The organism is Streptomyces sp. Z423-1, from assembly GCF_013009255.1.
In the GTDB taxonomy this organism is placed as follows: domain Bacteria; phylum Actinomycetota; class Actinomycetes; order Streptomycetales; family Streptomycetaceae; genus Streptomyces; species Streptomyces gossypiisoli.
Window position 1 is genome coordinate 3,525,439 of sequence record NZ_CP053109.1, and the last position, 26,550, is coordinate 3,551,988.

The following is a 26,550-nucleotide window of genomic DNA, read 5'->3' on the forward strand; positions in this document are numbered from 1 at the left end:
GCCTCCCCCGGCCGCCCGGTGGTCAATTCCGTTCGTGTGGCGTCCCGTTCCGGATGCGTTCCCGATGCGTACGGTTCGCAACCACTCACGATACGTGCCGGAGGCAACTTGCACGGAGGGATGGGGAGATCTCACGGGATCTCATGGGCCCACCATTCCCCTCATGTGCCCAACCGCTCCCCGGCCCGATCACGCCTTCGGTGCAAAGGTGCCGGTCAGCGTCCGCCACGTGGACTTGCGCAGCTCGCCGTCCCACGCGGCGGCCTTCGCCGTGTACATCAACGCATAGCCCTGATGGTCGTTGACGACGAACCCGCGGTCGATCGTCCGGTACTTCGTGCCCCCGTCGACATAGGTGAACTCCCAGTCGGCCGTCTTCCAGCCGCGGTAGTCCACCTCCACAATCCGGATCCGGTCGTACTGCGAGCGCGTCATGTAGCGCTCCTGGTTCTTCCAGTCCTGGACGGGGTCGTCCTTGGGCGTGGAGGTCCAGGCGATCAGCAGCTTCTGCCCGCCCGGCCCGGTGAACCGGTCACCCGCCGCGTCCGACGACCCGTACTTCCAGCCCTTGGGCAGTCCGATGGAGTAGCCCTGGTCGCCCGTGTACGTCTCCTCGGCGGCGGTGTCGTCCGAGGAATCCTGCCCGTCGGAGGAGCCGTCCGACTCCTCGTCGCCGTTCCCGGCCGCCGCCCCGCCACTCGCGCTTGGCGTGTTGCCCGGCGTGGATCCCGTCGAGGCCGACGCCGTCGCGGCACTGTCCGTGTGGACCCCACCGTCGCCGGACTTGGTGTCGGCGCTCCCGCTCGCCTCGGCGGTCGTCCTGTCGCCGCCGCCCTGGGACTGGTTGGAGCCGTCGTCGCCCGAGTTGAGCGCCACGGCCAGTACGACACCGAGCACGGCGAGCACCACGACCACGGCGATGACCACCAGCGTCCGCCGGGGCACCACGTCGGTGAGCGGTGCCCTGGGCACCGGCCGCGGCGGCAGGTCCGGCGGCGTCATCACGGGCCACCCGGAACTCCGGCCGTCCGACGTGCCCTTGGCGCCCCCACCGGAGTCCGACGCCGACACGGCGGTCGTACCGCTCGCACCCGAACCACTCCCGGACGTCGTACGAGCCCCCGCCGCCGCTCCCGTCACCACGGCGGCCTTGCGAGCCGACCGCAGCGCCCCGCGCAGCCGCTCGGACCCTTCCCGGCGCTCGCCGCCCGTCGAACTCCCGCTCTTCGTGGGCGCGTCCGGCTGCGGGGGCAGCGGTACGACCTTGGTCGCGTCCGCCGGCTCGGCCGTCTTCGGGTCGGGTGCGTTGATCACGGCCTTGAGCAGAGCCCGGGCACCGGCGTCGTCGAGGCGCTTTTGGGCGTCCTTGGTGAGCAGCCCGTAGATGACGTCCCTGAGCGGGCCGGCGTTCTTCGGCTCCTCCAGCGGTTCGGTCATCACCGCGGTGAGGGTGGCGATCGCGGAGCCCTTGTCGTACGGCGGGGAACCCTCGACCGCCGCGTACAGCAGACCGCCGAGCGACCACAGGTCGGCGGCCGGGCCGGGCTTGTGGCCGCGGGCGCGCTCCGGGGAGATGTAGGAGGGCGCGCCGACGAGCATGCCGGTGGAGGTGATGGACGGGTCGCCCTCGACCTGGGCGATGCCGAAGTCGGTGAGCACGACCCGGCCGTCGTCCGCGATCAGCACGTTCGACGGCTTCACGTCGCGGTGCAGGATGCCCTCGCGGTGCGCGGAGCGCAGCACGTCGAGAACGGCGAGGCCGACTTCGGCGGCGCGCCGGGGCTGCAGCACGCCGTCCTCGCGGATGACCTCGGCGAGGGACTTGCCCTCGACGAGTTCCATCACGATCCACGGCCGGTCGTCCTCGTCGACCACGTCGAAGACCGTCACCGCACTGGTGTTGCGGATCCGCGCGATGGCCTTGGCCTCGCGCAGGGTGCGCGTGATGAGCCGACGCTTCTCGTCCTCGTCGATATTGGCCGGGAACCGCAGTTCCTTGACGGCGACCGTCCGGCCGAGGGTCTCGTCCTCGGCGCGCCACACCGTGCCCATGCCGCCGCGGCCGAGCACGTCTCCCAGCCGGTACCGCCCGGCGAGAAGACGCTCGCTCTTGTCCTGACGAGTGTCCTGACGGGATGTCCCCGCCCGCTCCGCCTCCGACATGCGTCCCCTCATGCAACCCGCCCTGACAGAGCCTCCATTGTCCCTCACCCGACAAGCGGTTCACGCCCAGGGTGCCCCCCAGCTCCTACAACGGCACGATGTCCGGCGCCCCCAGCCTCGCCGCGTCCGCCGTCAGGTCGTCCGGCTGGCGCTGCGACTCCCGCTCGGCCTCCACCCGCTTCTCGTAGTGCTGGACCTCGCGCTCGATCTGGTCCTTGTCCCAACCGAGCACCGGCGCCATCAACTCGGCGGCCTCACGGGCGCAGCGGGTGCCCCGGTCGAAGGTCTCTATGGAGATGCGGGTGCGCCGCGTCAGCACGTCGTCCAGGTGCCGCGCGCCCTCGTGCGAGGCGGCGTACACGATCTCGGCGCGCAGATAGTCGTCGGCGCCGGTGAGCGGCTCGCCCAGCGAGGAGTTCCCGCCGATGAGTTCGAACAGCTCCTCCGACAGTGACCCATACCGGTTCAAAAGGTGCTCCACGCGCACCACATGGAGGCCCGTGCGCGCCGCTGTCCGCGCCCGCGCGTTCCACAGGGCCCGGTAGCCTTCCGCGCCGAGCAGCGGTACGTCCTCGGTGACGCACTCGGCGACCCGCAAGTGGAGGCCGTGCACCGCCTCGTCCACCGCGTCCTTGGCCATCACCCGGTACGTCGTGTACTTGCCGCCCGCCACGACGACCAGCCCCGGCACCGGATGCGCGACGGTGTGCTCGCGGGACAGCTTGCTGGTGGCGTCCGACTCACCGGCCAGCAGCGGCCGCAGGCCGGCGTACACGCCCTCGACGTCGTCCCGCGTCAGCGGCACGGCGAGCACCGAGTTGACGTGCTCCAGCAGATAGTCGATGTCGGCGCTGGACGCGGCGGGGTGCGCCTTGTCGAGGTCCCAGTCGGTGTCGGTGGTGCCGATGATCCAGTGCCGGCCCCAGGGGATGACGAACAGCACGGACTTCTCCGTGCGCAGGATCAGCCCGGTGGTGGAGTGGATGCGGTCCTTCGGCACGACGAGGTGGATGCCCTTGGACGCCCGGACGTGGAACTGCCCCCGCTCCCCCACCATCGCCTGGGTGTCGTCGGTCCACACGCCGGTCGCGTTGACGATCTGCTTGGCGTGGATCTCGTACTCCCCGCCCCCCTCGACGTCCTGCACCCGCGCGCCGACCACCCGCTCGCCCTCGCGCAGGAAGCCGGTCACCCGTGCGCGGTTGGCCGCCATCGCCCCGTACGACACCGCCGTGCGCACCAGCGTCGCGACGAACCGGGCGTCGTCCATCTGGGCGTCGTAGTACTGCAACGCGCCGACCAGCGCGTCCTTCTTCAGCGCCGGTGCCGCGCGCAGCGCGTGACGGCGGCTCAGGTGCCGGTGCATCGGCAGGCCCCGTCCGTGCCCGCGGGCCATCGACATGGCGTCGTAGAGCGCGACGCCCGAACCGGCGTACAGCCGCTCCCAGCCCTTGTGCTGCAAGGGGTAGAGGAAGGGCACCGGCTTCACCAGATGCGGGGCCAGCCGCTCCAGCAGCAGGCCGCGCTCCTTCAGTGCCTCGCGGACGAGGGAGAAGTCGAGCATCTCCAGATAGCGCAGGCCGCCGTGGATCAGCTTGCTGGACCGGCTCGACGTGCCCGACGCCCAGTCACGCGCCTCGACCAGGCCCGTCGACAGGCCGCGGGTCACGGCGTCCAGCGCGGTGCCCGCGCCGACCACTCCGCCGCCCACCACCAGCAGGTCCAGCTCCCGCTCGGCCATCGCCGCGAGCGACTCGGCGCGCTGCGCCGGCCCCAGTGTCCCTGTCCTCACCGCTGCCTCCCGCTCATCGCCTCGGGTCGGCCGCACCCGTCGGGCGAGACCCGTCCACATCCCCCACGCTCAAAGTCTGACCGGGTCGTCCGACTTCAGCCACCACGCATCTCCAGCCTGTGGATAACCAGCACGGATACCGGCGGCCAGGGAGGGACACGCGCGCGGACACGGGCGCGATCAATACCGCAAAACGGTCATATTTACTCCTAGTCTGACATTGCGCTCTCTCATCTTGTCCACAGGGCTTGCGCATCTGTCCCGCTTCGGTTATTGGGAAGGACGGCCACCACGCCATGCCCGCAGATCTCGCCGTCATCGGACTCGGCCCGCTCGGCCTGCCGCTGGCCCAGGCCGCTGTCGCCGCCGGTATCCCCACCGTCGGCTACAAGACCGGTCCCGAGCCCGGCTCGCTCAGCCCCGCCGAACTGCGCCGGATGCTCTCGGGGGGCTTCCGGCACGCCGTGGGCCCGAGCGAACTCGGCCGGGTACGCACCGCGGTCATCTGCGCCCCGACCCCCAGAAGCGCGGACGGCGGACTGGACCTGAGCCAGGTGGAGGCGGCCGCCCGCATCCTGGCCGCCCGGCTGCGCCCGCACACCACGGTCATCCTGGAGTCGCCCGTGTACCCGGGCACGACCGAGGAATTCCTCCGCCCCCTGCTCGAAGAGGGCTCACGGCTGCGCGCGGGCCGCGACTTCCACCTCGCCTATTCGCCCAGCCGCGTCGACCCCGGCAACCGCGACTTCAGCCCGGCCAACACGCCCAAGGTGATCGGCGGCCTCACCCCCGCCTGCACCGAGTCGGCCGCCGCCTTCTACGGCCGCCTCAGCGACAAGGTGGTACGCGCGCGTGGCCCCCGCGAGGCCGAGACGGTGCAGCTCCTGGAAACCAACTACCGGCACGTCAACATCGCCCTGGTCAACGAAATGGCCGTCCTGTGCCACGACTTGGGCGTCGACCTGTGGGACGTCATCCGCTGCGCGGAGACCAAGCCGTTCGGCTTCCAGGCCTTCCGCCCGGGACCCGGGGTCGGCGGCCACGCCGTCTCGCAGGACCTCACCGGCCGCGCGGGCCGTGGCCTGCGCATGGTGGAACTGGCTCAGCAGGTCAACAGCCGGATGCCCCGGTACGTCGTGCAGCGCGCCGCCACCCTCCTCAACGAACACGGCAAGTCGGCCCGCGGCGCGCGCGTGCTGCTCCTCGGCGTCACCTACAAGCCCGACCTCGCCGACCAGCAGGCCACCCCGGCGCAGGAGATCGCGATCCGCCTGATGGAACTCGGCGCCGCCATCAGCTACCACGACCCGCACATCCCGTCCTGGAGCATCATCGACCGCCCGGTCCCCCGCGCCGACTCCCTGTACGAAGCGGCGGCCGAGGCCGACCTCACGATCCTGCTCCAGAACCACCGCACCTACGACCTGCAGGGCCTGTCGGTGAAGGCACAGCTGCTGCTGGACACGCGGGGGGCTACGCCTACGGGGGCGGCGCATCGGTTGTGAAGGGGGGCTCGTGAAGTACGCCGCCCACTGGCCCGGTGGGCAGCACGCAAAAGGGCCGGTCACCCACCCCGGGTGACCGGCCCTTGCGCCGCCGTACGGCTACCGCCGGTGCTGTGAGTCCGCCACCGTCACCTCGACGCGCTGGAACTCCTTCAGCTCGCTGTAGCCGGTGGTGGCCATGGCGCGGCGCAGGGCGCCGAACAAGTTCATCGAGCCGTCCGGGGTGTGGGACGGGCCGGTGAGGATCTCCTCGATGGTGCCGACCGTGCCGAGGTCGACTTTCTTGCCGCGCGGCAGCTCCTCGTTGACGGCCTCCATGCCCCAGTGGTGGCCCTTGCCCGGACCGTCCGTCGCGCGCGCGAGCGGGGAGCCCATCATCACCGCGTCCGCGCCGCAGGCGATCGCCTTGGGCAGGTCGCCGGACCAGCCGACACCGCCGTCCGCGATCACATGCACATAGCGGCCGCCGGACTCGTCCATGTAGTCCCGGCGGGCGGCCGCCACGTCCGCGACCGCCGTGGCCATCGGCACCTGGATGCCCAGGACGTTGCGCGTGGTGTGCGCGGCGCCGCCGCCGAAGCCGACCAGGACGCCCGCCGCGCCGGTGCGCATCAGGTGCAGGGCGGCGGTGTAGGTGGCGCAGCCGCCGACGATCACCGGGACGTCGAGCTCGTAGATGAACTGCTTCAGGTTCAGCGGCTCGTGCGACGACGAGACGTGCTCCGCCGACACCGTCGTACCGCGGATGACGAAGATGTCCACGCCCGCGTCCACCACGGCCTTGGAGAACTGCGCCGTGCGCTGCGGGGAGAGCGCGGCCGCGGTGACCACGCCCGAGTCGCGCACCTCCTTGATGCGCTGCCCGATCAGCTCCTCCTTGATCGGCGCGGCGTAGATCTCCTGGAGGCGGCGGGTCACGGCCTCGACCGGCAGGCCGACGATCTCGTCGAGCAGCGGCTGCGGGTCCTCGTACCGCGTCCACAGGCCTTCGAGGTTCAGCACGCCCAGGCCGCCCAGCTCGCCGATGCGGATCGCCGTGGCCGGCGAGACGACCGAGTCCATGGGGGCGGCCAGGAAGGGCAGCTCGAAGCGGTAGGCGTCGATCTGCCAGGCGATCGAGACCTCCTTCGGGTCCCGCGTACGGCGGCTGGGGACGACGGCGATGTCGTCGAAGGCGTACGCCCGGCGGCCGCGCTTGCCGCGCCCGATCTCGATCTCAGTCACGTCTGTGGCCTTTCCCTGATGCGTTGCAGCGCCTTCCAGTATCCCCGACGGGTACGACAAGGGCGGCCCCGGAGGTTCCGGGACCGCCCAGAGGAGACTGGCGGGCTACTTACGGCTGTAGTTCGGCGCCTCGACCGTCATCTGGATGTCGTGCGGGTGGCTCTCCTTCAGGCCCGCCGAGGTGATCCGGACGAAGCGGCCCTTCGACTCCATCTCCTCGATGGTCGCGGCCCCCACGTAGCCCATGGTCTGGCGCAGACCGCCGACGAGCTGGTGCAGCACGTTGGCCAGCGGGCCGCGGTAGGGCACCTGGCCCTCGATGCCCTCGGGCACGAGCTTGTCGTCGGAGGCGACCTCGGCCTGGAAGTAGCGGTCCTTCGAGTACGACCTGCCCTGGCCGCGGGACTGCATCGCGCCCAGCGAGCCCATGCCGCGGTAGGACTTGAACTGCTTGCCGTTGATGAACTGCAGCTCGCCCGGCGACTCCTCGCAGCCCGCGAGGAGGCTGCCCAGCATCACGGTGTCGGCGCCGGCGGCGAGCGCCTTGCCGATGTCGCCGGAGTACTGCAGACCGCCGTCGCCGATCAGCGGGACACCGGCCGGGCCGGCCGCGAGCGAGGCCTCGTAGATGGCGGTGACCTGCGGGACACCGATGCCGGCGACGACCCGAGTGGTGCAGATCGAGCCGGGGCCGACGCCCACCTTGATGCCGTCGACACCGGCGTCGATCAGCGCCTGGGCGCCGTCGCGGGTGGCGACGTTGCCGCCGATCACGTCGACGCCGACGCTCGACTTGATCTTCGACATCCAGCTGAGGGCGTTGCTGTTGTGGCCGTGCGAGGTGTCGACGACCAGGAAGTCCACCCCGGCCGCGGCGAGCGCCTGGGCCCGCTCCAGGGCCTCGGGGCTGGCGCCGACGGCGGCGCCGACGATCAGGCGGCCCTCCGCGTCCTTGGCGGCGTTGGGGTACTGCTCGGCCTTGACGAAGTCCTTGACGGTGATGAGGCCCTTGAGGACGCCCGCGTCGTCGACCAGGGGAAGCTTCTCGATCTTGTGGCGGCGCAGCAGCTCCATGGCGTCGGTGCCGGAGATGCCGACGTGCCCGGTGACCAGCGGCATCGGGGTCATGACCTCGCGCACCCGGCGGGAGCGGTCGCTCTCGAAGGCCATGTCGCGGTTGGTGACGATGCCGAGCAGCCTGCCCTCGCCGTCGGTGACCGGCACACCGCTGATGCGGAACTTGGCGCACAGCGCGTCTGCCTCGGCGAGCGTGGCGTCCGGGTTGACCGTGATCGGGTCGGTGACCATGCCGGACTCGGAACGCTTGACCAAGTCGACCTGGTTGACCTGGTCCTCGATGGAGAGGTTGCGGTGCAGCACCCCGACGCCGCCCTGACGGGCCATGGCGATGGCCATGCGGGACTCGGTGACCTTGTCCATCGCGGCCGAGAGCAGGGGGATGTTCACCCGGACGTTGCGGGAGATGCGGGACGAGGTGTCGACCGCGCTCGGCAGCACCTCGGAGGCGCCCGGCAGCAGCAGCACGTCGTCGTAGGTCAGCCCGAGTGTCGCGAATTTTCCGGGCACTCCGTCGACGTTGGCAGTCATGACACCTTCCCCAAATGGCCTTGATCGGTGCGGATGTCCATGCTAACGGGAAGCACGGCTCTCAAATTCCACGGTTGTGGACCGCTGAGGGCTTCGTATGTTCGTACGGAACACCGCGCACGGCTGTTCATCCGCGGGCCCGTCTACTGTTCGGCCAGCGCCCGCAGTCTGCTCAGCGCGCGGTGCTGGGCCACCCGTACCGCCCCTGGTGACATTCCCAACATCTGTCCAGTCTCCTCCGCCGTGAGGCCCACCGCGATGCGCAGCAGGAGCAGCTCGCGCTGGTTCTCGGGGAGGTTGGCCAGCAGCTTCTTGGCCCACTCGGCGTCGCTGCTGAGCAGCGCCCGCTCCTCGGGGCCGAGCGAGTCGTCCGGCCGCTCGGGCATCTCGTCGGACGGGACCGCCGTCGAGCCGGGGTGCCGCATGGCCGCCCGCTGCAGATCGGCGACCTTGTGCGCGGCGATGGCGAAGACGAAGGCCTCGAAGGGGCGCCCGGTGTCCCTGTAGCGCGGCAGCGCGAGCAGGACGGCGACGCAGACCTCCTGGGCCAGGTCCTCCACGAAGTGGCGCGCGTCCCCCGGAAGGCGGGACAGCCGGGTGCGGCAGTAGCGCAGTGCCAGTGGGTGGACATGGGCCAGCAGGTCGTGCGTGGCCTGCTCGTCCCCGTCGACCGCGCGGTGGACGAGCGCACCGATCACCCCTGGGGCAGTGGCCGCCTCGTCGTCACGCATCGGTCCATGGTGCCCTGCGGCCGGATGCTCCGCGGCACTGCCTCCGTTGTTGTGCACCGAAGCGTTATGAGCAGGTGCGCCGGAAGTCATCCCCTGCGCCCTCCCCTTCCGCTCGACCGACTCGTCCCCGAGGAACTCCACACCTCAAGGATGCGGCATCCGCGCCGAAACGAGCAGCGACCATCCCCCGCTCCCACCCCACCGCGGGGTCAACCGCCACGTCCGGGACCCCCGTACGCCCCCTGTGACCACGCACGACGGCACTCCAGGGGCGTTGCTCACACGAACACCCGAATTCCATCCCACGGGCCGTGGAACGACCGGGCACGCAGACCGGAACACCGGCATCCGGCCCGCCGGAGCGCCTGGCACAGACCCGACGGGTCCTCTGCCGATCCGAACGCGCGGCGCAGACCCGACAGCGCGTCGGCCCGACCGCACGCCCAGCACAGACCCGACACGGCGTCGCCCCAACCGCACGCCCAGCACAGACCCGACACGGCGTCGCCCCAACCGCACGCCCAGCGCAGACCCGACACGGCGTCGCCCCGACCGTGGGCCCGCCGCCATGTCCGCAGGGCAGCGTCTTCCGCGCACACCCGGTGCAGACTGGACCGGCCGTCGGCTCGCCTGTGCGCCCGCCGCGCACCTGGTCCCCCGTACGCCCGGCGCATGCGCCGTCGTGCGTCGGTGCGACCCGGACCCGGCAGGGAGGTGCCCCGATCATGTCGCCTCCTCCCCCACCCGAGCGGGGGCTCATCGCCGCCCCCGCTCGCCGGGACACGCGGCAGCACCACGCGGCAGCGTCAGCGCACCAGGCCCCAGCGGAAGCCGAGCGCCACCGCGTGCGCCCGGTCCGAGGCGCCGAGCTTCTTGAACAGGCGGCGGGCGTGGGTCTTGACGGTGTCCTCGGAGAGGAACAGCTCGCGGCCGATCTCGGCGTTGGAGCGGCCGTGACTCATGCCTTCGAGCACCTGGATCTCACGCGCGGTGAGCGTCGGCGCGGCCCCCATCTCGGCGGAGCGCAGCCGGCGCGGGGCGAGCCGCCAGGTCGGGTCGGCGAGCGCCTGCGTGACCGTCGCGCGCAACTCCGCGCGGGAGGCGTCCTTGTGCAGGTAACCCCGGGCGCCGGCGGCGACCGCGAGGGCCACGCCGTCGAGGTCCTCGGCGACGGTGAGCATGATGATGCGCGCACCGGGGTCGGCGGACAGCAGTCGCCGCACGGTCTCGACGCCGCCCAGTCCGGGCATGCGCACGTCCATCAGGATGAGGTCCGAGCGGTCGGCACCCCAGCGGCGGAGGACTTCCTCGCCGTTGGCCGCCGTCGTCACACGCTCGACACCGGGCACGGTCGCGACCGCGCGGCGGAGCGCCTCTCGGGCAAGCGGGGAGTCGTCGCAGACGAGGACGGAAGTCATGGCCGCCCTCCGCAGCTGATGCGCGTCACCTTGAGCCTCCAGGCTGGTACGAAATCGTCACCTGTGCGGTCGACCGTCTCGGACGCCTGCCCGAGCGCTTGTGTTTTCAACCGCCTCCGCACTCTCAACGACGGTCACTCGAAAGAGTTACGGGGCTGTGTGCCGTCTTCGGCACTCTACGTGAGGGTGCGGACACGCTGCAGACATGTGCAAGAGACCCTCAATGTTTCATCACAACCTATGCCCCATTTAGACCCATTTCTTCCCATCTGCTGATGTCTGAGGCTAGATTCGCAATGAGTCATATTTTCATCTCCTTAGATCGTAGATGTACGGTCGTGGGCACCGTATCCGCTCAGAACGGCTACAAGGGGTCACGCAATGGCAGATTTCTCCCGCCTTCCCGGACCGAACGCGGACCTATGGGACTGGCAGCTCCTGGCTGCCTGTCGCGGCGTGGACAGTTCGCTCTTCTTCCATCCGGAGGGTGAGCGCGGGGCGGCTCGGAGTGCTCGCGAGAACTCGGCCAAAGAGGTCTGTATGAGGTGCCCGGTCCGCGCGCAGTGCGCGGCACACGCGCTGGCGGTGCGCGAACCGTACGGCGTGTGGGGCGGTTTGACCGAGGACGAGCGCGAAGAGCTCATGGGGCGGGCACGCCACCGGCTGGTGTCGGCGTCGACGGCCGGCGGGAATGCCGCCCCGAACACCTGAAGGAACGTTTCTCCGACGGGCACGCACACGCGTGCCCCTGCCTTTGACTACGGGGGGTGGCTACGGGGGGTGACTACGGGGGGTCTCTTACTGCCGGGGCAGCCGAGGACTACCGGGCGTGACCACCGAAGCCCGACTCCGAAGCCCGACCACCGAAGCCCGACTACCGAGCCGCCGCCCGCGCCAGCTGATCCAGCGTCGCCCGCACCGCCGGCACCTGCGCCAGATCGGGCAGCGTCAGCGCGACGATCTCCCGCCGCACCGCCGGTTCCAAGGCCACCGCCCGCGCCCCCCGCGGCCGTACGGACTCGATCGCCAGCTGTGGCAGCACCGCCACCCCGAGCCCCGCGCCCACCAGGCCGACCACCGCCGGATAGTCGTCGGTGGCGAAGTCGATGCGGGGCGTGAAACCGGCCCCCGCGCACACCTCGATCAACTGGCCGCGGCAGCGCGGACAGCCCGCGATCCACGGCTCCTCGGCGAGATCGCCGATGGCGACGGACTCGGACCGCGCAAGCCGGTGCCGTTCCGGCACCAGCCCCACCAACCGGTCGCTCAGCAGCGGTCGCACGACGAGGTCGTCCCACTCCTCGACGCCCGGCGCCCCCTCGTAACGGAACGCGAGCGCGACATCGCAGTCACCGGCCCGCAGCTTGTCGACGGACTGGGGCGGCTCGGCCTCCTCCAGGGAGACGCGGGTGCCGGGGTGCGCGGCGCGCAGGGCCGCGAGGGCGGTCGGCACGAGGGTGGAGCTGCCGCTGGGGAAGGACACCAGCCGCACCCGCCCGGCGCGCAGCCCGGCGATCGCGGCGACCTCCTCCTCGGCGGCCGTGAGCCCGGCGAGGATGCCCGAGGCATGCCGTACGAGCGCCTCGCCGGCCTGCGTCAGCCGCATCTCGCGTCCGGTGCGCACCAGCAGGGGCGTCCCCACGGACGCCTCCAGCGCCTTCATCTGCTGGCTGACGGCGGGCTGGGTGCAGCCCAGCTCGCGCCCCGCCGCGGAGAAGGAGCCGGTGGCGGCGACGGCGCGCAGGACACGCAGATGACGGGCCTCGATCACCCTTCAAGCATAAGCGAGCCTTGGGTACGACGCCGAATAACGCGTCGACACTTTGGTTTTTGTCGCCTACCGTGCCGCCATGAGGCTTCTCTCTGTGAACCTGGGCCGCGCGAAGGCCGTCACCTACACGGACCATCCCGACGGCGTGACCGGTATCGACAAGCGCCCGGTCGACGAGCCCGTTCGGGTGGCGGCGCCCGGACCCAAGGGCATCGGGGCGAGCGGGCTGGCCGGGGACGCGGTGTGCCACACCCGCCACCACGGCGGCGACGACCAGGCCGTGTACGCGGTGGCCCGCGAGGACCTCGACGCGTGGGAGCGCGAACTGGGCCGCACGCTGACGAACGGCTCGTTCGGCGAGAACCTCACGACGTCGGGCATCGACGTCTCCGGCGCCCTGATCGGCGAGCGCTGGCGGATCGGGCGTGATGTCGTGCTGGAGGTCACCTCCGGGCGGATTCCCTGCCGGACCTTCCAGAGTCATCTGGGTGAGCCGGGCTGGGTCAAGCGGTTCACGCAGCGGGGTGCGCCGGGAGCGTATCTGCGAGTGATCACGCCGGGCGAGGTCCGGGCGAGCGACCCGATCGAGATCGTGCACCGTCCGGACCACGAGGTGACGGTGGCCCTGCAGTTCCGGGCGGTCACGACGGAGCGGGCGCTGCTGCCGCGGCTGCTGGCGGCGGGCGAGGCGTTGCATCCGGAGTCGCGGGAGGCGGCGCGGAAGTACATGCAGATGCAGACCTCCTGACGGGTATTCAAAACCTGTTCGGCGTCCAGGCGTCCCACGCCTCCTAGGGGAAATTCCCGGAGGGCGGGCCGGGGCCGGGTCGGGGTGGGGCGGGGGACGTCCCCGATGTTTCGCGGGATCGCGGCGAGGACGCTCGAAGCATGATTCGTCGCAGATCTGGTGGCACGCCTCGGCGTGCGTCTCGTCTCAAGCGGGTGCTCATCGTCCTCGGCGCGGTCGTGACCGTCGGCGCCGTGACGATCGGTGGGTTGTTCGCGTGGCTGTGGACCGACGCCCCGGTCAGTACGGTCGGCAAGGCGTCGTTCGACAACGCGCTCGCGATACCGCCGTTGGCCGAGTCGCATGTCGACAAGGACGGCACGCGTGTCTTCGATCTGCGCATGCAGGCGGGCGAGACCGAGTTCGAGGCGGGGCGGAAGACCCCGACGTGGGGCTTCAACGGCACCTATCTCGGCCCGACTCTGCGCGCGGAACGCGGCGAGAAGGTCCGCGTGCGCATACGGAACGGGCTCGACGAGGCGTCGAGCGTGCACTGGCACGGCATGCACCTGCCCGCCGAGATGGACGGGGGCCCGCATCAGGAGATCGCCGCCGGCGGCACCTGGAGCCCGCAGTGGACGGTGGACCAGCCGGCCGCGACGCTCTGGTACCACCCCCACCCGCACGGCGCGACCGAGGACCACGTCCGGCGGGGCCTGGCGGGCATGTTCCTCCTCGACGACGAGCGGTCGGCGCGCCTCGCGCTGCCGAAGCGGTACGGCGTGGACGACCTGCCCGTCGTCGTGCAGGACGTGCGCTTCGACGGCGCCCGGCTCGACGGGGACCGCGGCTTTCTGCAGAACGTGGGCTTCCTCGGCGACCAGACGATGGTCAACGGCACGCTGCGCCCCTACCGCGAGGTCGCCGACGAGCTGATACGGCTGCGGCTGCTCAACGCCTCCACGGCCCGCACCTACGCCTTCGGCTTCCCGGACGACCGTTCCTTCTCCCTGGTCGGCACGGACGGGGGTCTGCTCGAGCGGCCGGTGTCCCAGAAGCGGGTGCAGTTGTCGCCGGGCGAGCGGGCCGAGATCGTGGTGCGGATGCGGGCGGGTGAGCGGGTGATGCTGCGCAGCTTTCCGCAGGACAACTACGGGGACGGCTGGCAGCGGCGGTTCGGCGGAGGGGACGACTCCTTCGACGTACTGGAGCTGCGGGCGGCCGGACGGCTGCGACCGTCTCCGGACCTGCCCACCGCCCTGGGCGAGTTGGAGATACCCGACGGCACGGACGCGGCGCGGGGCCGGTACTTCGAGTTGAAGCGGTCCGGGATCAACGGGCGGTCGATGGACATGGGGCGGGTGGACGAGACGGTCACGCGCGGGACGACGGAGGTGTGGACGGTCCGCAACGCCAACGGGATGCCGCACAACTTCCATGTGCACGACGTGCAGTTCAGGGTGCTGGAGGTGAACGGCGCGGCGCCGCCACCGGCCTTGCGCGGGCCCAAGGACACGGTGTTCGTGCCGCACGGGACGACCATGAAGCTGGCGTTGCGTTTCACCGGGCCGGCCGATCCCGACACGCCGTACATGTACCACTGCCATCTGCTGTACCACGAGGACGAAGGGATGATGGGCCAGTTCGTGGTGGTGGACAAGGGGCAGCGGGCGGGCGCGCCGTCGGGGCACGCGGGGCCTGGGAACGGCCATGCGGACGACCACGAGCACGGCTGAGCGAGTTCCTCTCCAGCCTCTCCAGGCCCCGCCGGGCCCTCTCTCCAGGCCCCGCCGAGCTCCCTCTCCACGCCCCGCCGGGCCCCCTCTCCACGCCCGCCGAGCTCCCTCTCCACGCCCTGCCGGGCCCCCTCTACAAGCCCCCTACAAATCCCCTCCAAGCCCTCCGCAAACGTCCCGTCAATCCCCCGTCAATCCCCCGGCATTCCCCCGGCATTCCCCCTACTGAGACCCTACGGAGATCAGCCGCGCACAGTCCGGGTCACTACCCTTGGCACATGACAACGGCTCTGATTACGGGATCGACCGCGGGAATCGGCGCCGCGTTCGCGCGGCGGCTGGCGGCGGACGGGCACAACCTCGTCCTGGTGGCCCGCGACACCAAACGCCTCCGCGAGCAGGCGACCGAACTGCACGACGGGCACGGCATCGAGGCGGAGGTACTCACGGCGGACCTGGCGACGGACGACGGCATCGAGGCGGTCGCCGCTCGCCTCGCCGACCGCAAGAACCCCGTCGACCTCCTGATCAACAACGCCGGCTTCGGCAACAAGGGCCGCTATCTCGACGTCCCCATGGCCGACGAGCTGAAGATGCTCAAGGTGCACTGCGAGGCGGTGCTCCGGCTGACGTCGGCGGCGACCGAGGCGATGCGGGAGCGGGGACGCGGAGGCGTCGTGAACGTCGCCTCGGTCGCGGCCTTCCTCCCCCGGGGAACGTACGGCGCGTCCAAGGCCTGGGTCGTGCAGTTCACCCAGGGCGCCGCCCGTGACCTGGCGGGCACCGGCGTACGGATGATGGTCCTGTGCCCCGGCTTCGTCCGCACCGAGTTCCACGAGCGCGCCGGCATGGGCACGGACAACATCCCGGGCTGGATGTGGCTCGACGCGGACAAGCTGGTGGCGGCGGCGCTCTCGGATCTGGCGCGGGGGAAGACGCTGTCCATTCCGGACCCGCGGTACAAGGCCATCATGGGCGTGGTGAAGGTGGCGCCGCGAGGGTTGCTGGGCGGGGTCTCGTCGCGGGCGGGCCGGAAGTACGGGCCTCAGTAGCGGGTGCCGGTCGAGGCCCTCGTAGGACAATGGAGCTGTTCGACCGGATCCAGGGGGGCCGGAGGTGGCGCCATGACGTTCGTGCAGGTCATCGACTGCAAGACCAGTCGGTTCGAGGAGATGAACCGGCTGATGGACGCGTGGGTGGAGAAGACCAAGGGAAAGCGGACGGCGACGCACAGTGTGATCGGGAAGGACCGGTCCGACGCGTCGCACTTCATCGAGATCGTGGAGTTTCCGTCGTACGAAGAGGCGATGCGGAATTCGAATCTTCCGGAGACCGATCGGATCTTTCACGAGATGGTCGCGCTGTGCGACGAGATGCCGACGTTCACGGATCTGGACGTGGTGCGGGACGAGCAGTTGTTCAGTGCCACGGTCCGGCGGTTCTTCGAGCTGGTGGCGACGCCCGGGGAGCTGCCGCCGCTCGATGAGGTGATGGGGGAGCACTATCACGATCACAATCCGGCGAACGAGCAGGATGTGATCGGGATGGATCATGTCCGGCGCGACCTGCGGGTCTGGCGGGACGGGTTCGACTTCTCGTTCAGCATCGAGGACCTGATCGCCGAGGGCGACAAGGTGTGCGCGCGGTGGTTCTGGAAGGGCACGCACAAGGGCGAGTTCCTGGGGATTCCGGCCACCGGGAAGGAAGTGTCGATGAGCGGTACGACCGTCTTCCGGTGCGGCGGGGACGGCAAGCTCGTCGAGGGCTGGTGGGAGTACGACCGGCTGGGGCTGATGGAGCAGCTGGGCGTCTTCGAGGAGCTGGAGCGTTAGACCCGCGAGGGGATACAGGGAGGCCCGGCACCCCGGGTGCCGGGCCTCCCCTACTGCCTGTTACGGCTCGCGTCAGTGCGCGTGGCCGTGACCGTGGCCGTGGCCCGCCGGCTCCGGCTCCTCTTCCTTCTTCTCGACGACCAGGGTCTCGGTCGTGAGCAGCAGGGAGGCGATGGAGGCGGCGTTCTCCAGGGCGGAGCGGGTGACCTTGACCGGGTCGATGACGCCGGACTTGATCAGGTCGCCGTACTCACCGGTGGCGGCGTTGTAGCCGCTGCCCTTCTCCAGCTCGGCGACCTTGGAGACGATGACGTAGCCCTCCAGGCCGGCGTTCTCGGCGATCCAGCGCAGCGGCTCGACGGCGGCCTTGCGGACGACGGCGACACCGGTGGCCTCGTCGCCCTCCTTGCCGAGGTTGTCCTCAAGGACCTTCACGGCGTGGACGAGCGCGGAGCCACCACCGGAGACGATGCCCTCCTCGACCGCGGCGCGGGTCGCGGAGATGGCGTCCTCCAGACGGTGCTTCTTCTCCTTCAGCTCCACCTCGGTGGCGGCGCCGACCTTGATCACGCACACGCCGCCGGCCAGCTTCGCGAGGCGCTCCTGGAGCTTCTCGCGGTCCCAGTCGGAGTCCGTGGCCTCGATCTCGGCCTTGATCTGCGCGACGCGGCCCTGCACGTCCTCGGACTTGCCGGCGCCGTCGACGATGGTGGTGTCGTCCTTGGTGACGGTGACGCGGCGGGCGGTGCCGAGCACGTCCAGACCGACCTGGTCGAGCTTGAGGCCGACCTCCTCGGAGATGACCGTGGCGCCGGTGAGGACCGCCATGTCCTGGAGCATCGCCTTGCGGCGGTCGCCGAAGCCGGGAGCCTTGACGGCGGTGGCGTTGAAGGTGCCGCGGATCTTGTTCACGACGAGGGTGGAGAGGGCCTCGCCCTCGACGTCCTCGGCGATGATCAGCAGCGGCTTGGAGGAGTTGGACTGGATGATCTTCTCCAGCAGCGGCAGCATGTCCGCGATGGCGGAGATCTTGCCCTGGTGGATGAGGATGTACGGCTCGTCCAGGACGGCCTCCATGCGCTCCTGGTCCGTCACGAAGTACGGCGACAGGTAGCCCTTGTCGAAGGCCATGCCCTCGGTGAAGTCCAGCTCCAGGCCGAAGGTGTTGGACTCCTCGACGGTGATGACACCGTCCTTGCCGACCTTGTCCATCGCCTCGGCGATCAGCTCGCCGACCTGCTGGTCCTGGGCGGACAGCGCGGCGACGGCGGCGATGTCGGACTTCTCGTCGATCGGCCGGGCCGAGGCCAGCAGGTCCTCGGAGACGGCGGCTACGGCGGCGTCGATGCCCTTCTTGAGGGCGGCCGGGGAGGCGCCGGCGGCGACGTTCTTCAGGCCCTCGCGGACCAGCGCCTGGGCCAGCACGGTCGCGGTGGTCGTACCGTCACCCGCGATGTCGTTGGTCTTGGTCGCCACCTCCTTGACCAGCTGGGCGCCGAGGTTCTCGTAGGGGTCCTCGACCTCGACCTCGCGGGCGATGGTGACGCCGTCGTTGGTGATGGTGGGGGCGCCGAACTTCTTGTCGATGACGACGTTGCGGCCCTTGGGGCCGATCGTCACCTTGACCGTGTCGGCGAGCTTGTTGACGCCGCGCTCGAGGGCGCGACGGGCGTCCTCGTCGAACTTCAGGATCTTCGCCATGGCAGCGGGAGCCCTCTCGGAAAGTCTTGGGGTAATGAAACTGCGCCCCGGGCGCCCGGCTTCGTTATCGGTCGCGGGGGCCAGGGGCGCAGCTCAAAACGGTGTGTTGCCTGAGGTGATTACTTCTCGATGACCGCGAGCACGTCGCGGGACGAGAGGACGAGGTACTCCTCGCCGTTGTACTTCACCTCGGTGCCGCCGTACTTGCTGTACAGCACGACGTCGCCGACCTTGACGTCGAGCGGCAGGCGCTCGCCGTTCTCGAAGCGGCCCGGGCCCACCGCGAGGATGACGCCCTCCTGGGGCTTCTCCTTGGCGGTGTCCGGGATGACCAGGCCAGAGGCCGTGGTCTGCTCGGCGTCCAGCGGCTGGACCACGATGCGGTCCTCGAGCGGCTTGATGGCAACCTTGGAGCTGGCGGTCGTCACGATCCGACCTCCCCCTTCGGAGATCTCACGGGGTTAACTGTCTGAGGTGGCGACCAGGTCGATCCGTCGTCGCGGGTGCCGGACCTGCCCGTCGCTTGTTTGGCACTCTCCAGGGGGGAGTGCCAGAGCCGAGACTATGACTGCGGTTAGCACTCGGTCAAGCGGAGTGCCAATTGCCTGCGGCGCGTCGGCCGGACTCGTCCTCGAACGCCGGACGGGCCGAGCGGCGCGGACCGGCGTCGAAAGCCTCGCGTGGTCAGAGGTAATCCTCCAGCCGCCCCACTGTCAGCCCCGCCTCCTGCACCCGGCGCAGCAGGCGCGTCGTGCGTTCGCGGAGCATCGGGGTCGGGGCTTCGGTCGAGGGGACCGAGATGATGTCGCCGGGGCGGAGGTGTGCGGGGCCGTTCGTGAAGGTGAGGTCGTCCGCGTTCATCGTGGCGCGCCAGAGCACGATCGCCTTGATGCCGCAGTCCGCGGCCGCCCGGCGGGTCGTCGTGTCGTACGTGCCGTAGGGCGGGCGGAAGAGGTGGGGGCGGATGCCGAACCGGGTGTGGAGTTTGTGCTGCTGCCCGCAGATCTCGGCGCGCTGACCGGCGTACGGCAGCCCGCGCAGGGCGGCGTGGTCGAGGGTGTGGTTCTGGATGCTGGCGCCGACCGAGCGAAGGCGCGCGAAGTGGCCGTAGCCGGGTCCGACGACGCTGTCGGTGAGGAACATGCTGACCGGCAGCCGTAGCTCGCGGACCATGTCGACGAAGCGCGGGTCCTTCTCGGCGCCGTCGTCGTAGGTGAGGAAGACGACTTTGTGGGGGGTCGGGATGCGGTCCAGGACCGGCGGCAGCCCGTCCGCAGGTCGTGCGGGGTGGCGGGGCGGCGAGGGGGGCGGGGAGAGCGGCGAGGGCAGGCCCCAGCGGCGGTGGGGCGGGGGCTGCGAGGCGGCCGAGCCGGGTGCCGCCCCCGCCTCGACGGAGCGCGAGGGCGGGGCGTCGGGCAGGGCGCAGCCGGCGAGCAGGACCAGGAGCGCCGCGGCCCCTGCCGTCCGCCCGCGCCGAGTCACAGGTAGTCCTCCAGGCGGCCCACCGCGTACCCCTTCGCCGTGATCTTGTCGAGGAAGACGCGGATCATGTCGGGCATCCCGCCCGCCCAGTCGTCCGTGCCCCGGAAGTGGCTGAGGACGATGTCGCCGGGGTGGATGTCGCGGTCCCACTCGCGGTAGTCCCAGTGGTCGACGAAGACCTCCTCGTTCCACAGCGGGACGTACTTGATGCCGCAGTCCTTGGCGGCGCGCAGGGTGTCGGAGTTGTAGTTGCCGTAGGGCGGGCGGAACAGCAGCGGGCGGGTGCCGTAGCGCTCTTCGATGACGTCCTGCATGCCGCAGATCTCGCGCTTCTGGTCGGTGTAGGAGAGGCCGGGCAGGTAGGGGTGGTTGAGGGTGTGGTTGTTCAGGACCACTCCCCTGGCCTGCATCTGCTCGAAGTAGCGGTAGTTCTCCTTGATCAGGTAGTCGCTGAGGAACGCGGTGTACGGGATCCGCAGGTCGGTCATCATCCGCAGGAACGCCGGGTCCTTCTCGGCGCCGTCGTCGATGGTCAGGAAGACGACCTTCTGGTCGGTGGGGATGGTGGTGAAGACCGGCGGGAGGCCCTGCTCCTCGTGTTCGTCCACCTCGAAGCCGACGCGGGTGGTGATCGTCGGCTTCTTCGCGGGCGGGCGCGGCGGCCGCAGCGGGGTCTCCTTCAGGCCCCAGCGCTGCGCGGCGGCGACCAGGGCGGCGTGGTCGGCGCGGAGTTTGGCGGCGTAGCCGTCCAGGGCGCGGGCCGGGGGCGCCTTGAGGGGCGGGGGCGCTTCGTCCTCGCCGCGCGTGCAGCCGGAGGCGATGGCGGCGACGGTCAGTACGGCGATTCCGGCTCTGATCGCCGTAGCTCTCCGAAGCCGACGCGCCCTAATTTTGTCATTTTGTACTACTAGTCGCATGGAGCCGGATCCTCCCAGGCCCCGCCCCCGAACCGCCGCCGACACCGCCGCCGGAGGCGCACCATCCACCGACTGGCCGACAATGGCCCGGTGAACGACCTCGCCCCTCTCCTCACCCCCGAAGGCCGGGCCCTCCTCGACGAGGTGCGCGGCACGGACCCCACCCAGGAACTCGCCGTCGCCACCCGGCTGCGCCGCGACCACCCGGCCGACCTGGTGTCGGCGGCGCTCGGCCAGGCGCGGCTGCGGCAGCGGGCGGTGGCCAAGTTCGGGGCGGCGGACGCGGAGCGGATGTACTTCACGCCCAACGGGGTCGAGCAGTCGACGCGGGCGAGCGTGGCGACGTATCGCGCGCGGCGGTTCGGGGAGTTGGGGGTGACGTCGGTGGCCGACCTGTGCTGCGGGATCGGCGGGGACGCGATCGCCCTCGCCCGCGCCGGGATCCGCGTCCTCGCCGTGGACCGCGACCCGCTGACGGCGGCCGCCGCGCGGGCGAACGCCGAGGCGCTGGGGCTGGCCGGGCTGATCGAGGTACGGGAGGCGGATGTCACGGAGGTGGACGTGTCGGCGTACGACGCGGTCTTCGTGGACCCGGCGCGACGAGGCGGCCGGGGCAGGATCTTCGATCCGGAGGCGTACTCGCCCCCGCTCTCCTGGGCCGTCCGGGTGGCTACGACCGCCCCGCACGCCGCCCTCAAGGTCGCGCCCGGCATCCCGCACGAGGCCGTGCCCGACGCCGCCGAGGCGGAGTGGATCTCGGACGGCGGGGAGGTGAAGGAGGCGGTGCTGTGGTTCGGCACCGAGCCCGGCCTGGTGCGCGCCACCCTCCTCCCCGGCCCGCGCACACTCCGCTCCCGCGGCCTGCCGAATCCGGCGGTACGTCCCGTCGGGCGCTTCCTGTACGAGCCGGACGGCGCCGTCATCCGCGCCCACCTGGTCGCCGAGGTGGCCGTCGAGCTCGACGGCGGTCTGATCGACGGGACGATCGCGTACGTCACGGCCGACGAGCTGCGCCCCACGCCGTACGCCTCCGCCTACGAGATCACCGACCAACTCGCCTTCAGCGTCAAGAAGTTGAAGGCGCTGCTGCGGGAGCGGGAGGTGGGGATCCTGACCGTGAAGAAGCGGGGGTCGGCGGTGGAGCCGGAGGAACTCCGCAAGAAGGTGAAGCCACAGGGGCCGAACTCCGCGACGGTGTTTCTGACGCGGGTGGCGGGGGCGCCGACCATGCTGATCGGCCACCCGTCGGGCTGACCGACGTCAGGACGCGACGATCGCCTTACCGATCGTGAACCCCTTGGCCGGCCCTTCCGGGACCACCGCGTCGGTGCCGTAGGGAACGCGGTGCTCGTCGGTGTACTTGGCCTTCTTCGGGTCCGGGGAGGTCAGAACGACAACGGCTCCGTCGTCGTCGAAGTCGTCGACGATCACGTACACGGGGATGCCCGCCCGGGCGTACTCACGGCGCTTGCGGGCACGGTCGCGCTGGAGGTTGCGGTGTCCGGGTGAGGTGACCTCGATGACCATCTTGACCCCGGCGGCGTCGACGCCGAGGCCTTCCTCGTCGGGGATCTCATCGAGGTCGAGGGGGGCGACGAAGAGGTCGGGGATCCAGCATTTGTGGCGGTGGATGACGTTGCCGTCGCGGTGCACTGCGTATCCGCTACCGGCGAGGTGCGTGTCGAGCGCCCTGTGGAGTCGGCCCATGAGAACGGTATGACGACGACGACCGGTAGGCGACACCTCGATGGTCCCCTCAATGATCTCGGCGCGGTAGCCCTCGGGGAGATCCATGGCCTTCCACGCCTGCCACAGGACCTCGTCCAGATCGGAAACCGGCTCGGAAACCGGCTTGTCTTCCACCACCGGGGCCACCTCTTCTACGAGAGCGGTCATCGTGAAGCACCTCCTCCTTCAAGTGTGGGCGCGGGCGCCACTGCGGCACAAGCAACACCGCCGACGCTACGGAGGCACGGCTCCTGACGGCCCGTAACCGGCGCCGATCAGCCGAACGAGTGATCGTGCCCCGATCGGTCAACCGCATTCCCGCGCCCGCGACTCCAGCAGCCCCCGCTCCCGTTCGTTGCGGGCCAACGCCGCCCGGGGCGTGGAGACCTCTACCGCAACGACTCCCACAACTCCCCCGCCTCCGGCTCCTGAGCCACCACCCGGTTCGGGTCCCACGCCGCCGTGACCACCGGCATCGTCACCGTCTCCATGGCGTCCGCCGACAGGCCCCGCAGGCTCTGCCCGAGCCCCACCAGCTCCGTCAGCGAGTCGAGGCCGGTGTCGGTGGTCAGGCTGCCGGTCACCGCGTCCGCGACCTCGTACAGGCGGGTCGGGTCCGAGAGCAGGCTGGTCGCCGCGATCCGTTCCATGAGTGCCTTGACGAGCTGGTGCTGCAGGCCTATGCGCCCCAGATCGCTGCCGTCCCCGATGCCGTGCCGGGTGCGGGCCAGGCCCAGGGCCTGTTCGCCGTCGAGGTGATGGGTACCGGCCGGCAGGGTCAGGTGGCTGTCCTCGTCGTCGATGTCCTCCTCGGTGGTGACGGTGACCCCGCCGAGCGCGTCCACCAGCCTGGCGAAGCCGGCGAAGTCGATCTCGACGTAGTGGTCCATCCGGACGTTGGTCATCGACTCGACGGTCTTCACCGCGCACACCGGACCGCCCACGGAGTAGGCGCTGTTGAACATGACATTGGAGGCCTCGGCCGACTCACCTCCCGACTCCAGCGGGCAGGGCGGGCGGGTGACCAGGGTGTCGCGCGGGATGCTGACGACGGTGGCCTCGGTGCGCCCGGCGCCGAGGTGCACCACCATCGCCGTGTCGGACCGGGCGCCGGAACTGTCGCCGCCCCCGAGGGCCTGGTTCTCGGCGCCGCTGCGCGAGTCCGAGCCCAGCACCAGGATGTTCAGCGCCTCTGTGGGCGGCGTCGCGGCGGACGCGGAGACGGAGGGCGTCGGTTTCGCCGGGCGGTCGTCGCCGAGGGCGCTGTTGATGTCGACGCTGTTGATGTTGTCGTTCAGCTGCCAGTAGGCCCAGCCCGCACCAGCGCCGCCGAGCGCCAGGACGGCGACGAGGGCGAGACCGGCGGCCTTCAGCGGGCGCGACCGCCGGCCTCCCCCTCTTAGGCCCTCGTCTCCGTCCCCGTCGTGCTCCGTTATGTGTCCCGTCACGGACAGGAACGTACGTCCGAATTATTACGGGCGGGGACGCGAACCCGGTTTTCTTCCGAAATTCTCAGACTTCTCAGCCCAGCGCCACGGTCGGCACCGGATTGCTGCCGCTCCAGGAGCCGTTGAAGCCGAAGGTCACCGAACCGCCGTTCGGCACCGCCCCGTTGTAGGACGCGTGGGAGCAGTTGACCGTTGCACCACTCTGCGTGCAGTTCGCGTTCCAGGCCTGGGTGATCCGCTGACCCGCGCCGTACGTCCAGTTCACCTTCCAGGACGAGAGCGAGGCGCCTGCGCAGGAGACCGTCACCTCGCCGGTGAAGCCGGTGTTCCACTGGTTCACGACGCGATACGACGCCGTACAGCCGTCCGTGGGCTCGCCACCGCCGCCGTCACCGGTGCCGCCCAGCGACTGCGCGATCGCGTAGTACGCCGGTTTCGGCGCGAAGTTCTCGTCGTACGGTGTCGCCGCCCCGTACCCCTCGAAGAAGTCCGGGATCCAGGAGTCGGAGTCGGTGAAGCCCCACACGGTGACGCCGGTGCAGCGGGCGACCGCCACGCAGGCGTTCATGACGGCCTTGTAGTCGGCGGCCTGCTGCGCGAGCTTCGCGTCGGTGGCCGGAACCTGCATCCGGATGTCCAGCTCCGTGATCGCCACGTCGACCCCGAGGTCGGCGAAGCGCTGGATGTTCTGCTGGAGCGTCGAGGGGACCTGGCCGAGGATGAAGTGGGCCTGCAGACCGACGCCGTCGATCGGGACCCCGCGCTCCTTCAGGGACTTGACCAGGTTGTACAGCGCGGTGCTCTTCGCGTTGACGCCCTCGACGTTGTAGTCGTTGATGTAGAGCTCGGCGGTCGGGTCGGCGGCCCGTGCCCAGGTCAGGGCCTGGGCGATGTAGTCCGGGCCGAGGTGGTTGTAGAAGAGGCTCTGCCGGTAGGTGCCATCCTCGTTGAAGGGCTCGTTGACCACGTCCCAGGCGTCGACGCGGCCCTGGTAGCGGCCGACCTCGGTGGTGATGTGGTCCTGGACGATGGCGCTGAACTGGGCCGGTGTCCAGGAGCCGCCCGTCAGCCAGCCCGGGTTCTGGCTGTGCCAGACCAGGGTGTGCCCGCGTACCTGCTGGCCGTGGGCCTCGGCGAAGTCGACGATCCGGTCGGCCTCGGCCCAGTTGTACGTGCCCCGGCTCGGCTCGACCGACTCCCACTTCATGGCGTTGCCGGGCGTGAGGGAGTTGAACTCCCGGCCCGCGATGTCGGCGTAGGTGCCGGTGAGCTTGCCTCCGGTGACCGCGGTGCCGATGATCTTTCCCTTGGCGGCGGCGAGGTCGCGCAGCGGCGGGTCGGCGGCTTGCGCGGAGGGGGCGGCGACCAGTAGGGCGCCGAGGGTCGCGACCAGTAAGGCGCCGAGGGCTACAGCCGGCAAGGCGCGGCGGGCGACGACGCCGGTGAACAGCGACGCCCATCTCGTGTGTCTCATGTGCGGGTGCCTCCGAAAGTTTCGGTGGTGCATCCGATTGACTTCGGAGGAGTGTTGAGGCGCCGGCCCCACCCGTCAATACGTCAGCTTTCGGCCGCCCCCGGCGCCGCCGTACTGCTGCGCACCACCAGGCTCGTCGCCAGCTCCACCCGCGTCGCGGCGGCGGCCCCCTCCCCGCGCCCCAGCTCCAGCACCAGCCGGGCCGCGGCCTCCGCCATCTCCGTCAGCGGCTGCCGTACGGTCGTCAGCGGCGGCCCCACCCAGCGCGCCACCGGCAGATCGTCGAACCCCACCACGCTCACGTCGTCCGGCACCCGCAGCCCCAGCTCGCGCGCCGCCTCGTACAGCCCGAGCGCCTGGAGGTCGTTGCCGGCGAAGACGGCGGTCGGCCGGTCCGGGCGGCGCAGCAGCTCCAGCCCCAGCCGGTAGCCGGACTCGTGGTGGAAGTCCCCGGTCTTGATCAAGCCGACGTCCACCGGCAGCCCGGCGGTCTCCAGCGCGGCCCGGTAGCCGTCCACCCGGGCCCGGCTGCACAGCATCCGCGACGGCCCGGTGATCGCGCCGATCCGGGTGTGGCCGAGTTCGACCAGATGCCGGGTGGCGGCGAGGCCCCCCTGCCAGTTGGTGGCGCCGATCGAGGGCACGTCGGTGCCCGGGTCACCGGCCGGGTCCATCACCACGAACGGTATGGAACGGCTGGTCAGCAGCGCCCGCTGGGACTCGTCGAGCTCGCTCAGCACCAGGATCACGCCGTGCGGACGGCGGGCGGCGACCTGGTCGGCCCAGGTCCGTCCGGGCGTCAGCCGCCCCGCGCTCTCGGAGAGCACGACGCTCAGCCCGGCCTCACGGGCCACGTTCTCCACGCCCCGGATGACCTCCAGCGCCCAGGCGCTCTCCAGCTCGTGGAAGACCAGGTCGATCAGCGGCGAGCGGGTGGCCTCGGCCCGGCGCCGCCGGTAGCCGTGGGTGCGCAGCAGCTCCTCGACGCGGTTGCGGGTGGCCGGGGCGACGTCGGCCCGGCCGTTGAGCACCTTCGAAACAGTCGGCGCGGAGACCCCGGCCTCGCGGGCGATCTCGGCGAGGGTCGCGGTCTGCGCGGACCGCCGTGCTGTCGGGGTCTGCGGGCGTTCCGGAGGAGTCATGCCGGCGATCGTATCCCTGCGCGACCCCTTGACGGGCCTCCTGCGGCACCCTACGTTCCCGGAACATTCGAGCTACTTCCCGAAACATTCGCCGATCGACCTGTCGACCGACCTGTCGACCGGCTTGTTCGACCGGCCTGTCCACACGCAC

General features: G+C 70.6%; 22 protein-coding genes. 7 read left to right on the forward strand and 15 right to left on the reverse strand.

Annotation, left to right across the window (positions count from 1 at the left end; translation table 11 throughout):
- Positions 1-189 precede the first annotated feature (189 nt).
- Entirely contained in the window at positions 190-2,163 is a 1,974-nt protein-coding gene (locus HJD23_RS15735; protein ID WP_171119162.1) for a serine/threonine-protein kinase, read from the reverse strand.
- Positions 2,164-2,248: 85 nt separating this feature from the next.
- Positions 2,249-3,955, reverse strand: coding sequence for a glycerol-3-phosphate dehydrogenase/oxidase (locus HJD23_RS15740; RefSeq protein ID WP_171117544.1), 1,707 nt, complete (start codon positions 3,953-3,955; stop codon positions 2,249-2,251).
- A gap of 296 nt (positions 3,956-4,251) precedes the next feature.
- On the opposite strand from HJD23_RS15740, the gene HJD23_RS15745 reads away from it, so the two are divergent.
- Positions 4,252-5,460 carry a nucleotide sugar dehydrogenase gene (locus HJD23_RS15745; RefSeq protein WP_171117542.1) on the forward strand — a complete coding sequence of 403 codons (1,209 nt, stop codon included), beginning with the start codon at positions 4,252-4,254 and terminating at the stop codon, positions 5,458-5,460.
- A 99-nt stretch (positions 5,461-5,559) separates the two neighbouring features.
- Here HJD23_RS15745 and HJD23_RS15750 read toward each other — a convergent pair whose 3' ends face one another.
- The 4 genes from HJD23_RS15750 to HJD23_RS15765 form a co-directional block, all read right to left on the reverse strand.
- On the reverse strand, positions 5,560-6,684 hold the full coding sequence (locus HJD23_RS15750) for a GuaB3 family IMP dehydrogenase-related protein (protein ID WP_171117541.1): 1,125 nt from the start codon (positions 6,682-6,684) through the stop codon (positions 5,560-5,562).
- Between the two features lie 105 nt (positions 6,685-6,789).
- Positions 6,790-8,292 (reverse strand): IMP dehydrogenase, encoded by a 1,503-nt coding sequence (gene guaB / locus HJD23_RS15755; RefSeq protein WP_171117539.1) that lies wholly within the window; start codon positions 8,290-8,292, stop codon positions 6,790-6,792.
- A gap of 143 nt (positions 8,293-8,435) precedes the next feature.
- Positions 8,436-9,023: a sigma-70 family RNA polymerase sigma factor gene (locus tag HJD23_RS15760; RefSeq protein WP_171117537.1), complete on the reverse strand. Its 588-nt coding sequence runs from the start codon at positions 9,021-9,023 to the stop codon at positions 8,436-8,438.
- 806 nt (positions 9,024-9,829) lie between these two features.
- The gene (locus HJD23_RS15765; protein WP_003948568.1) at positions 9,830-10,441 is read right to left on the reverse strand and encodes a response regulator transcription factor; all 612 of its coding nucleotides are present in this window, start codon (positions 10,439-10,441) and stop codon (positions 9,830-9,832) included.
- A gap of 381 nt (positions 10,442-10,822) precedes the next feature.
- Here HJD23_RS15765 and HJD23_RS15770 point away from each other — a divergent pair, with 381 nt between their 5' ends.
- Positions 10,823-11,152: a WhiB family transcriptional regulator gene (locus HJD23_RS15770; protein WP_171117535.1), complete on the forward strand. Its 330-nt coding sequence runs from the start codon at positions 10,823-10,825 to the stop codon at positions 11,150-11,152.
- 163 nt (positions 11,153-11,315) lie between these two features.
- On the opposite strand, the gene HJD23_RS15775 is transcribed toward HJD23_RS15770, so the two are convergent.
- Positions 11,316-12,212: a LysR family transcriptional regulator gene (locus HJD23_RS15775; protein WP_171117533.1), complete on the reverse strand. Its 897-nt coding sequence runs from the start codon at positions 12,210-12,212 to the stop codon at positions 11,316-11,318.
- A gap of 79 nt (positions 12,213-12,291) precedes the next feature.
- Between HJD23_RS15775 and HJD23_RS15780 the strand changes: the two genes are divergently transcribed.
- The 4 genes from HJD23_RS15780 (at position 12,292) to HJD23_RS15795 (ending at position 16,507) form a co-directional block, all read left to right on the forward strand.
- The gene (locus HJD23_RS15780; RefSeq protein WP_171117531.1) at positions 12,292-12,960 is read left to right on the forward strand and encodes an MOSC domain-containing protein; all 669 of its coding nucleotides are present in this window, start codon (positions 12,292-12,294) and stop codon (positions 12,958-12,960) included.
- A 140-nt stretch (positions 12,961-13,100) separates the two neighbouring features.
- Positions 13,101-14,675 carry a multicopper oxidase domain-containing protein gene (locus tag HJD23_RS15785; RefSeq protein ID WP_171117529.1) on the forward strand — a complete coding sequence of 525 codons (1,575 nt, stop codon included), beginning with the start codon at positions 13,101-13,103 and terminating at the stop codon, positions 14,673-14,675.
- A 278-nt stretch (positions 14,676-14,953) separates the two neighbouring features.
- Positions 14,954-15,727 (forward strand): SDR family oxidoreductase, encoded by a 774-nt coding sequence (locus HJD23_RS15790; protein ID WP_171117527.1) that lies wholly within the window; start codon positions 14,954-14,956, stop codon positions 15,725-15,727.
- Positions 15,728-15,799: 72 nt separating this feature from the next.
- Entirely contained in the window at positions 15,800-16,507 is a 708-nt protein-coding gene (locus tag HJD23_RS15795) for an ester cyclase (protein ID WP_171117525.1), read from the forward strand.
- Between the two features lie 72 nt (positions 16,508-16,579).
- On the opposite strand, the gene groL is transcribed toward HJD23_RS15795, so the two are convergent.
- From groL to HJD23_RS15815, 4 genes are all read right to left on the reverse strand, one after another.
- The gene (gene groL / locus HJD23_RS15800; protein ID WP_171134033.1) at positions 16,580-18,208 is read right to left on the reverse strand and encodes a chaperonin GroEL; all 1,629 of its coding nucleotides are present in this window, start codon (positions 18,206-18,208) and stop codon (positions 16,580-16,582) included.
- Positions 18,209-18,327: 119 nt separating this feature from the next.
- Positions 18,328-18,636: a co-chaperone GroES gene (gene groES / locus HJD23_RS15805; protein ID WP_171117523.1), complete on the reverse strand. Its 309-nt coding sequence runs from the start codon at positions 18,634-18,636 to the stop codon at positions 18,328-18,330.
- Between the two features lie 256 nt (positions 18,637-18,892).
- Positions 18,893-19,690 (reverse strand): polysaccharide deacetylase family protein, encoded by a 798-nt coding sequence (locus HJD23_RS15810; protein WP_240980723.1) that lies wholly within the window; start codon positions 19,688-19,690, stop codon positions 18,893-18,895.
- Entirely contained in the window at positions 19,687-20,607 is a 921-nt protein-coding gene (locus HJD23_RS15815) for a polysaccharide deacetylase family protein (RefSeq protein ID WP_171117521.1), read from the reverse strand. Before HJD23_RS15815 ends, HJD23_RS15810 begins: the two co-directional genes overlap by 4 nt.
- Positions 20,608-20,670: 63 nt before the next feature.
- On the opposite strand from HJD23_RS15815, the gene HJD23_RS15820 reads away from it, so the two are divergent.
- On the forward strand, positions 20,671-21,861 hold the full coding sequence (locus tag HJD23_RS15820) for a methyltransferase domain-containing protein (RefSeq protein WP_332110676.1): 1,191 nt from the start codon (positions 20,671-20,673) through the stop codon (positions 21,859-21,861).
- 6 nt (positions 21,862-21,867) lie between these two features.
- Here HJD23_RS15820 and HJD23_RS15825 read toward each other — a convergent pair whose 3' ends face one another.
- The 4 genes from HJD23_RS15825 to HJD23_RS15840 form a co-directional block, all read right to left on the reverse strand.
- Positions 21,868-22,503, reverse strand: a complete 636-nt coding sequence (locus HJD23_RS15825; RefSeq protein ID WP_171117517.1) for a Uma2 family endonuclease — start codon at positions 22,501-22,503, stop codon at positions 21,868-21,870.
- Between the two features lie 221 nt (positions 22,504-22,724).
- Positions 22,725-23,783 (reverse strand): LCP family protein, encoded by a 1,059-nt coding sequence (locus HJD23_RS15830; protein ID WP_240980724.1) that lies wholly within the window; start codon positions 23,781-23,783, stop codon positions 22,725-22,727.
- Between the two features lie 73 nt (positions 23,784-23,856).
- On the reverse strand, positions 23,857-25,257 hold the full coding sequence (locus tag HJD23_RS15835) for an endo-1,4-beta-xylanase (protein WP_171117515.1): 1,401 nt from the start codon (positions 25,255-25,257) through the stop codon (positions 23,857-23,859).
- 83 nt (positions 25,258-25,340) lie between these two features.
- Positions 25,341-26,399, reverse strand: a complete 1,059-nt coding sequence (locus HJD23_RS15840) for a LacI family DNA-binding transcriptional regulator (protein ID WP_171117513.1) — start codon at positions 26,397-26,399, stop codon at positions 25,341-25,343.
- Positions 26,400-26,550: the final 151 nt, after the last annotated feature.

Coding starts and splice junctions, on each gene's coding strand:
- HJD23_RS15795 (WP_171117525.1), top strand. CDS start 15,800: ATGACGTTCGTGCAGGTCATCGACTGCAAGACCAGTCGGTTCGAGGAG.
- HJD23_RS15815 (WP_171117521.1), bottom strand. CDS start 20,607: ATGCGACTAGTAGTACAAAATGACAAAATTAGGGCGCGTCGGCTTCGG.
- HJD23_RS15785 (WP_171117529.1), top strand. CDS start 13,101: ATGATTCGTCGCAGATCTGGTGGCACGCCTCGGCGTGCGTCTCGTCTC.
- guaB (WP_171117539.1), bottom strand. CDS start 8,292: ATGACTGCCAACGTCGACGGAGTGCCCGGAAAATTCGCGACACTCGGG.
- HJD23_RS15745 (WP_171117542.1), top strand. CDS start 4,252: ATGCCCGCAGATCTCGCCGTCATCGGACTCGGCCCGCTCGGCCTGCCG.
- groL (WP_171134033.1), bottom strand. CDS start 18,208: ATGGCGAAGATCCTGAAGTTCGACGAGGACGCCCGTCGCGCCCTCGAG.
- HJD23_RS15780 (WP_171117531.1), top strand. CDS start 12,292: ATGAGGCTTCTCTCTGTGAACCTGGGCCGCGCGAAGGCCGTCACCTAC.
- HJD23_RS15760 (WP_171117537.1), bottom strand. CDS start 9,023: ATGCGTGACGACGAGGCGGCCACTGCCCCAGGGGTGATCGGTGCGCTC.
- HJD23_RS15790 (WP_171117527.1), top strand. CDS start 14,954: ATGACAACGGCTCTGATTACGGGATCGACCGCGGGAATCGGCGCCGCG.
- HJD23_RS15735 (WP_171119162.1), bottom strand. CDS start 2,163: ATGTCGGAGGCGGAGCGGGCGGGGACATCCCGTCAGGACACTCGTCAG.
- HJD23_RS15835 (WP_171117515.1), bottom strand. CDS start 25,257: ATGAGACACACGAGATGGGCGTCGCTGTTCACCGGCGTCGTCGCCCGC.
- HJD23_RS15840 (WP_171117513.1), bottom strand. CDS start 26,399: ATGACTCCTCCGGAACGCCCGCAGACCCCGACAGCACGGCGGTCCGCG.
- HJD23_RS15825 (WP_171117517.1), bottom strand. CDS start 22,503: ATGACCGCTCTCGTAGAAGAGGTGGCCCCGGTGGTGGAAGACAAGCCG.
- HJD23_RS15765 (WP_003948568.1), bottom strand. CDS start 10,441: ATGACTTCCGTCCTCGTCTGCGACGACTCCCCGCTTGCCCGAGAGGCG.
- HJD23_RS15770 (WP_171117535.1), top strand. CDS start 10,823: ATGGCAGATTTCTCCCGCCTTCCCGGACCGAACGCGGACCTATGGGAC.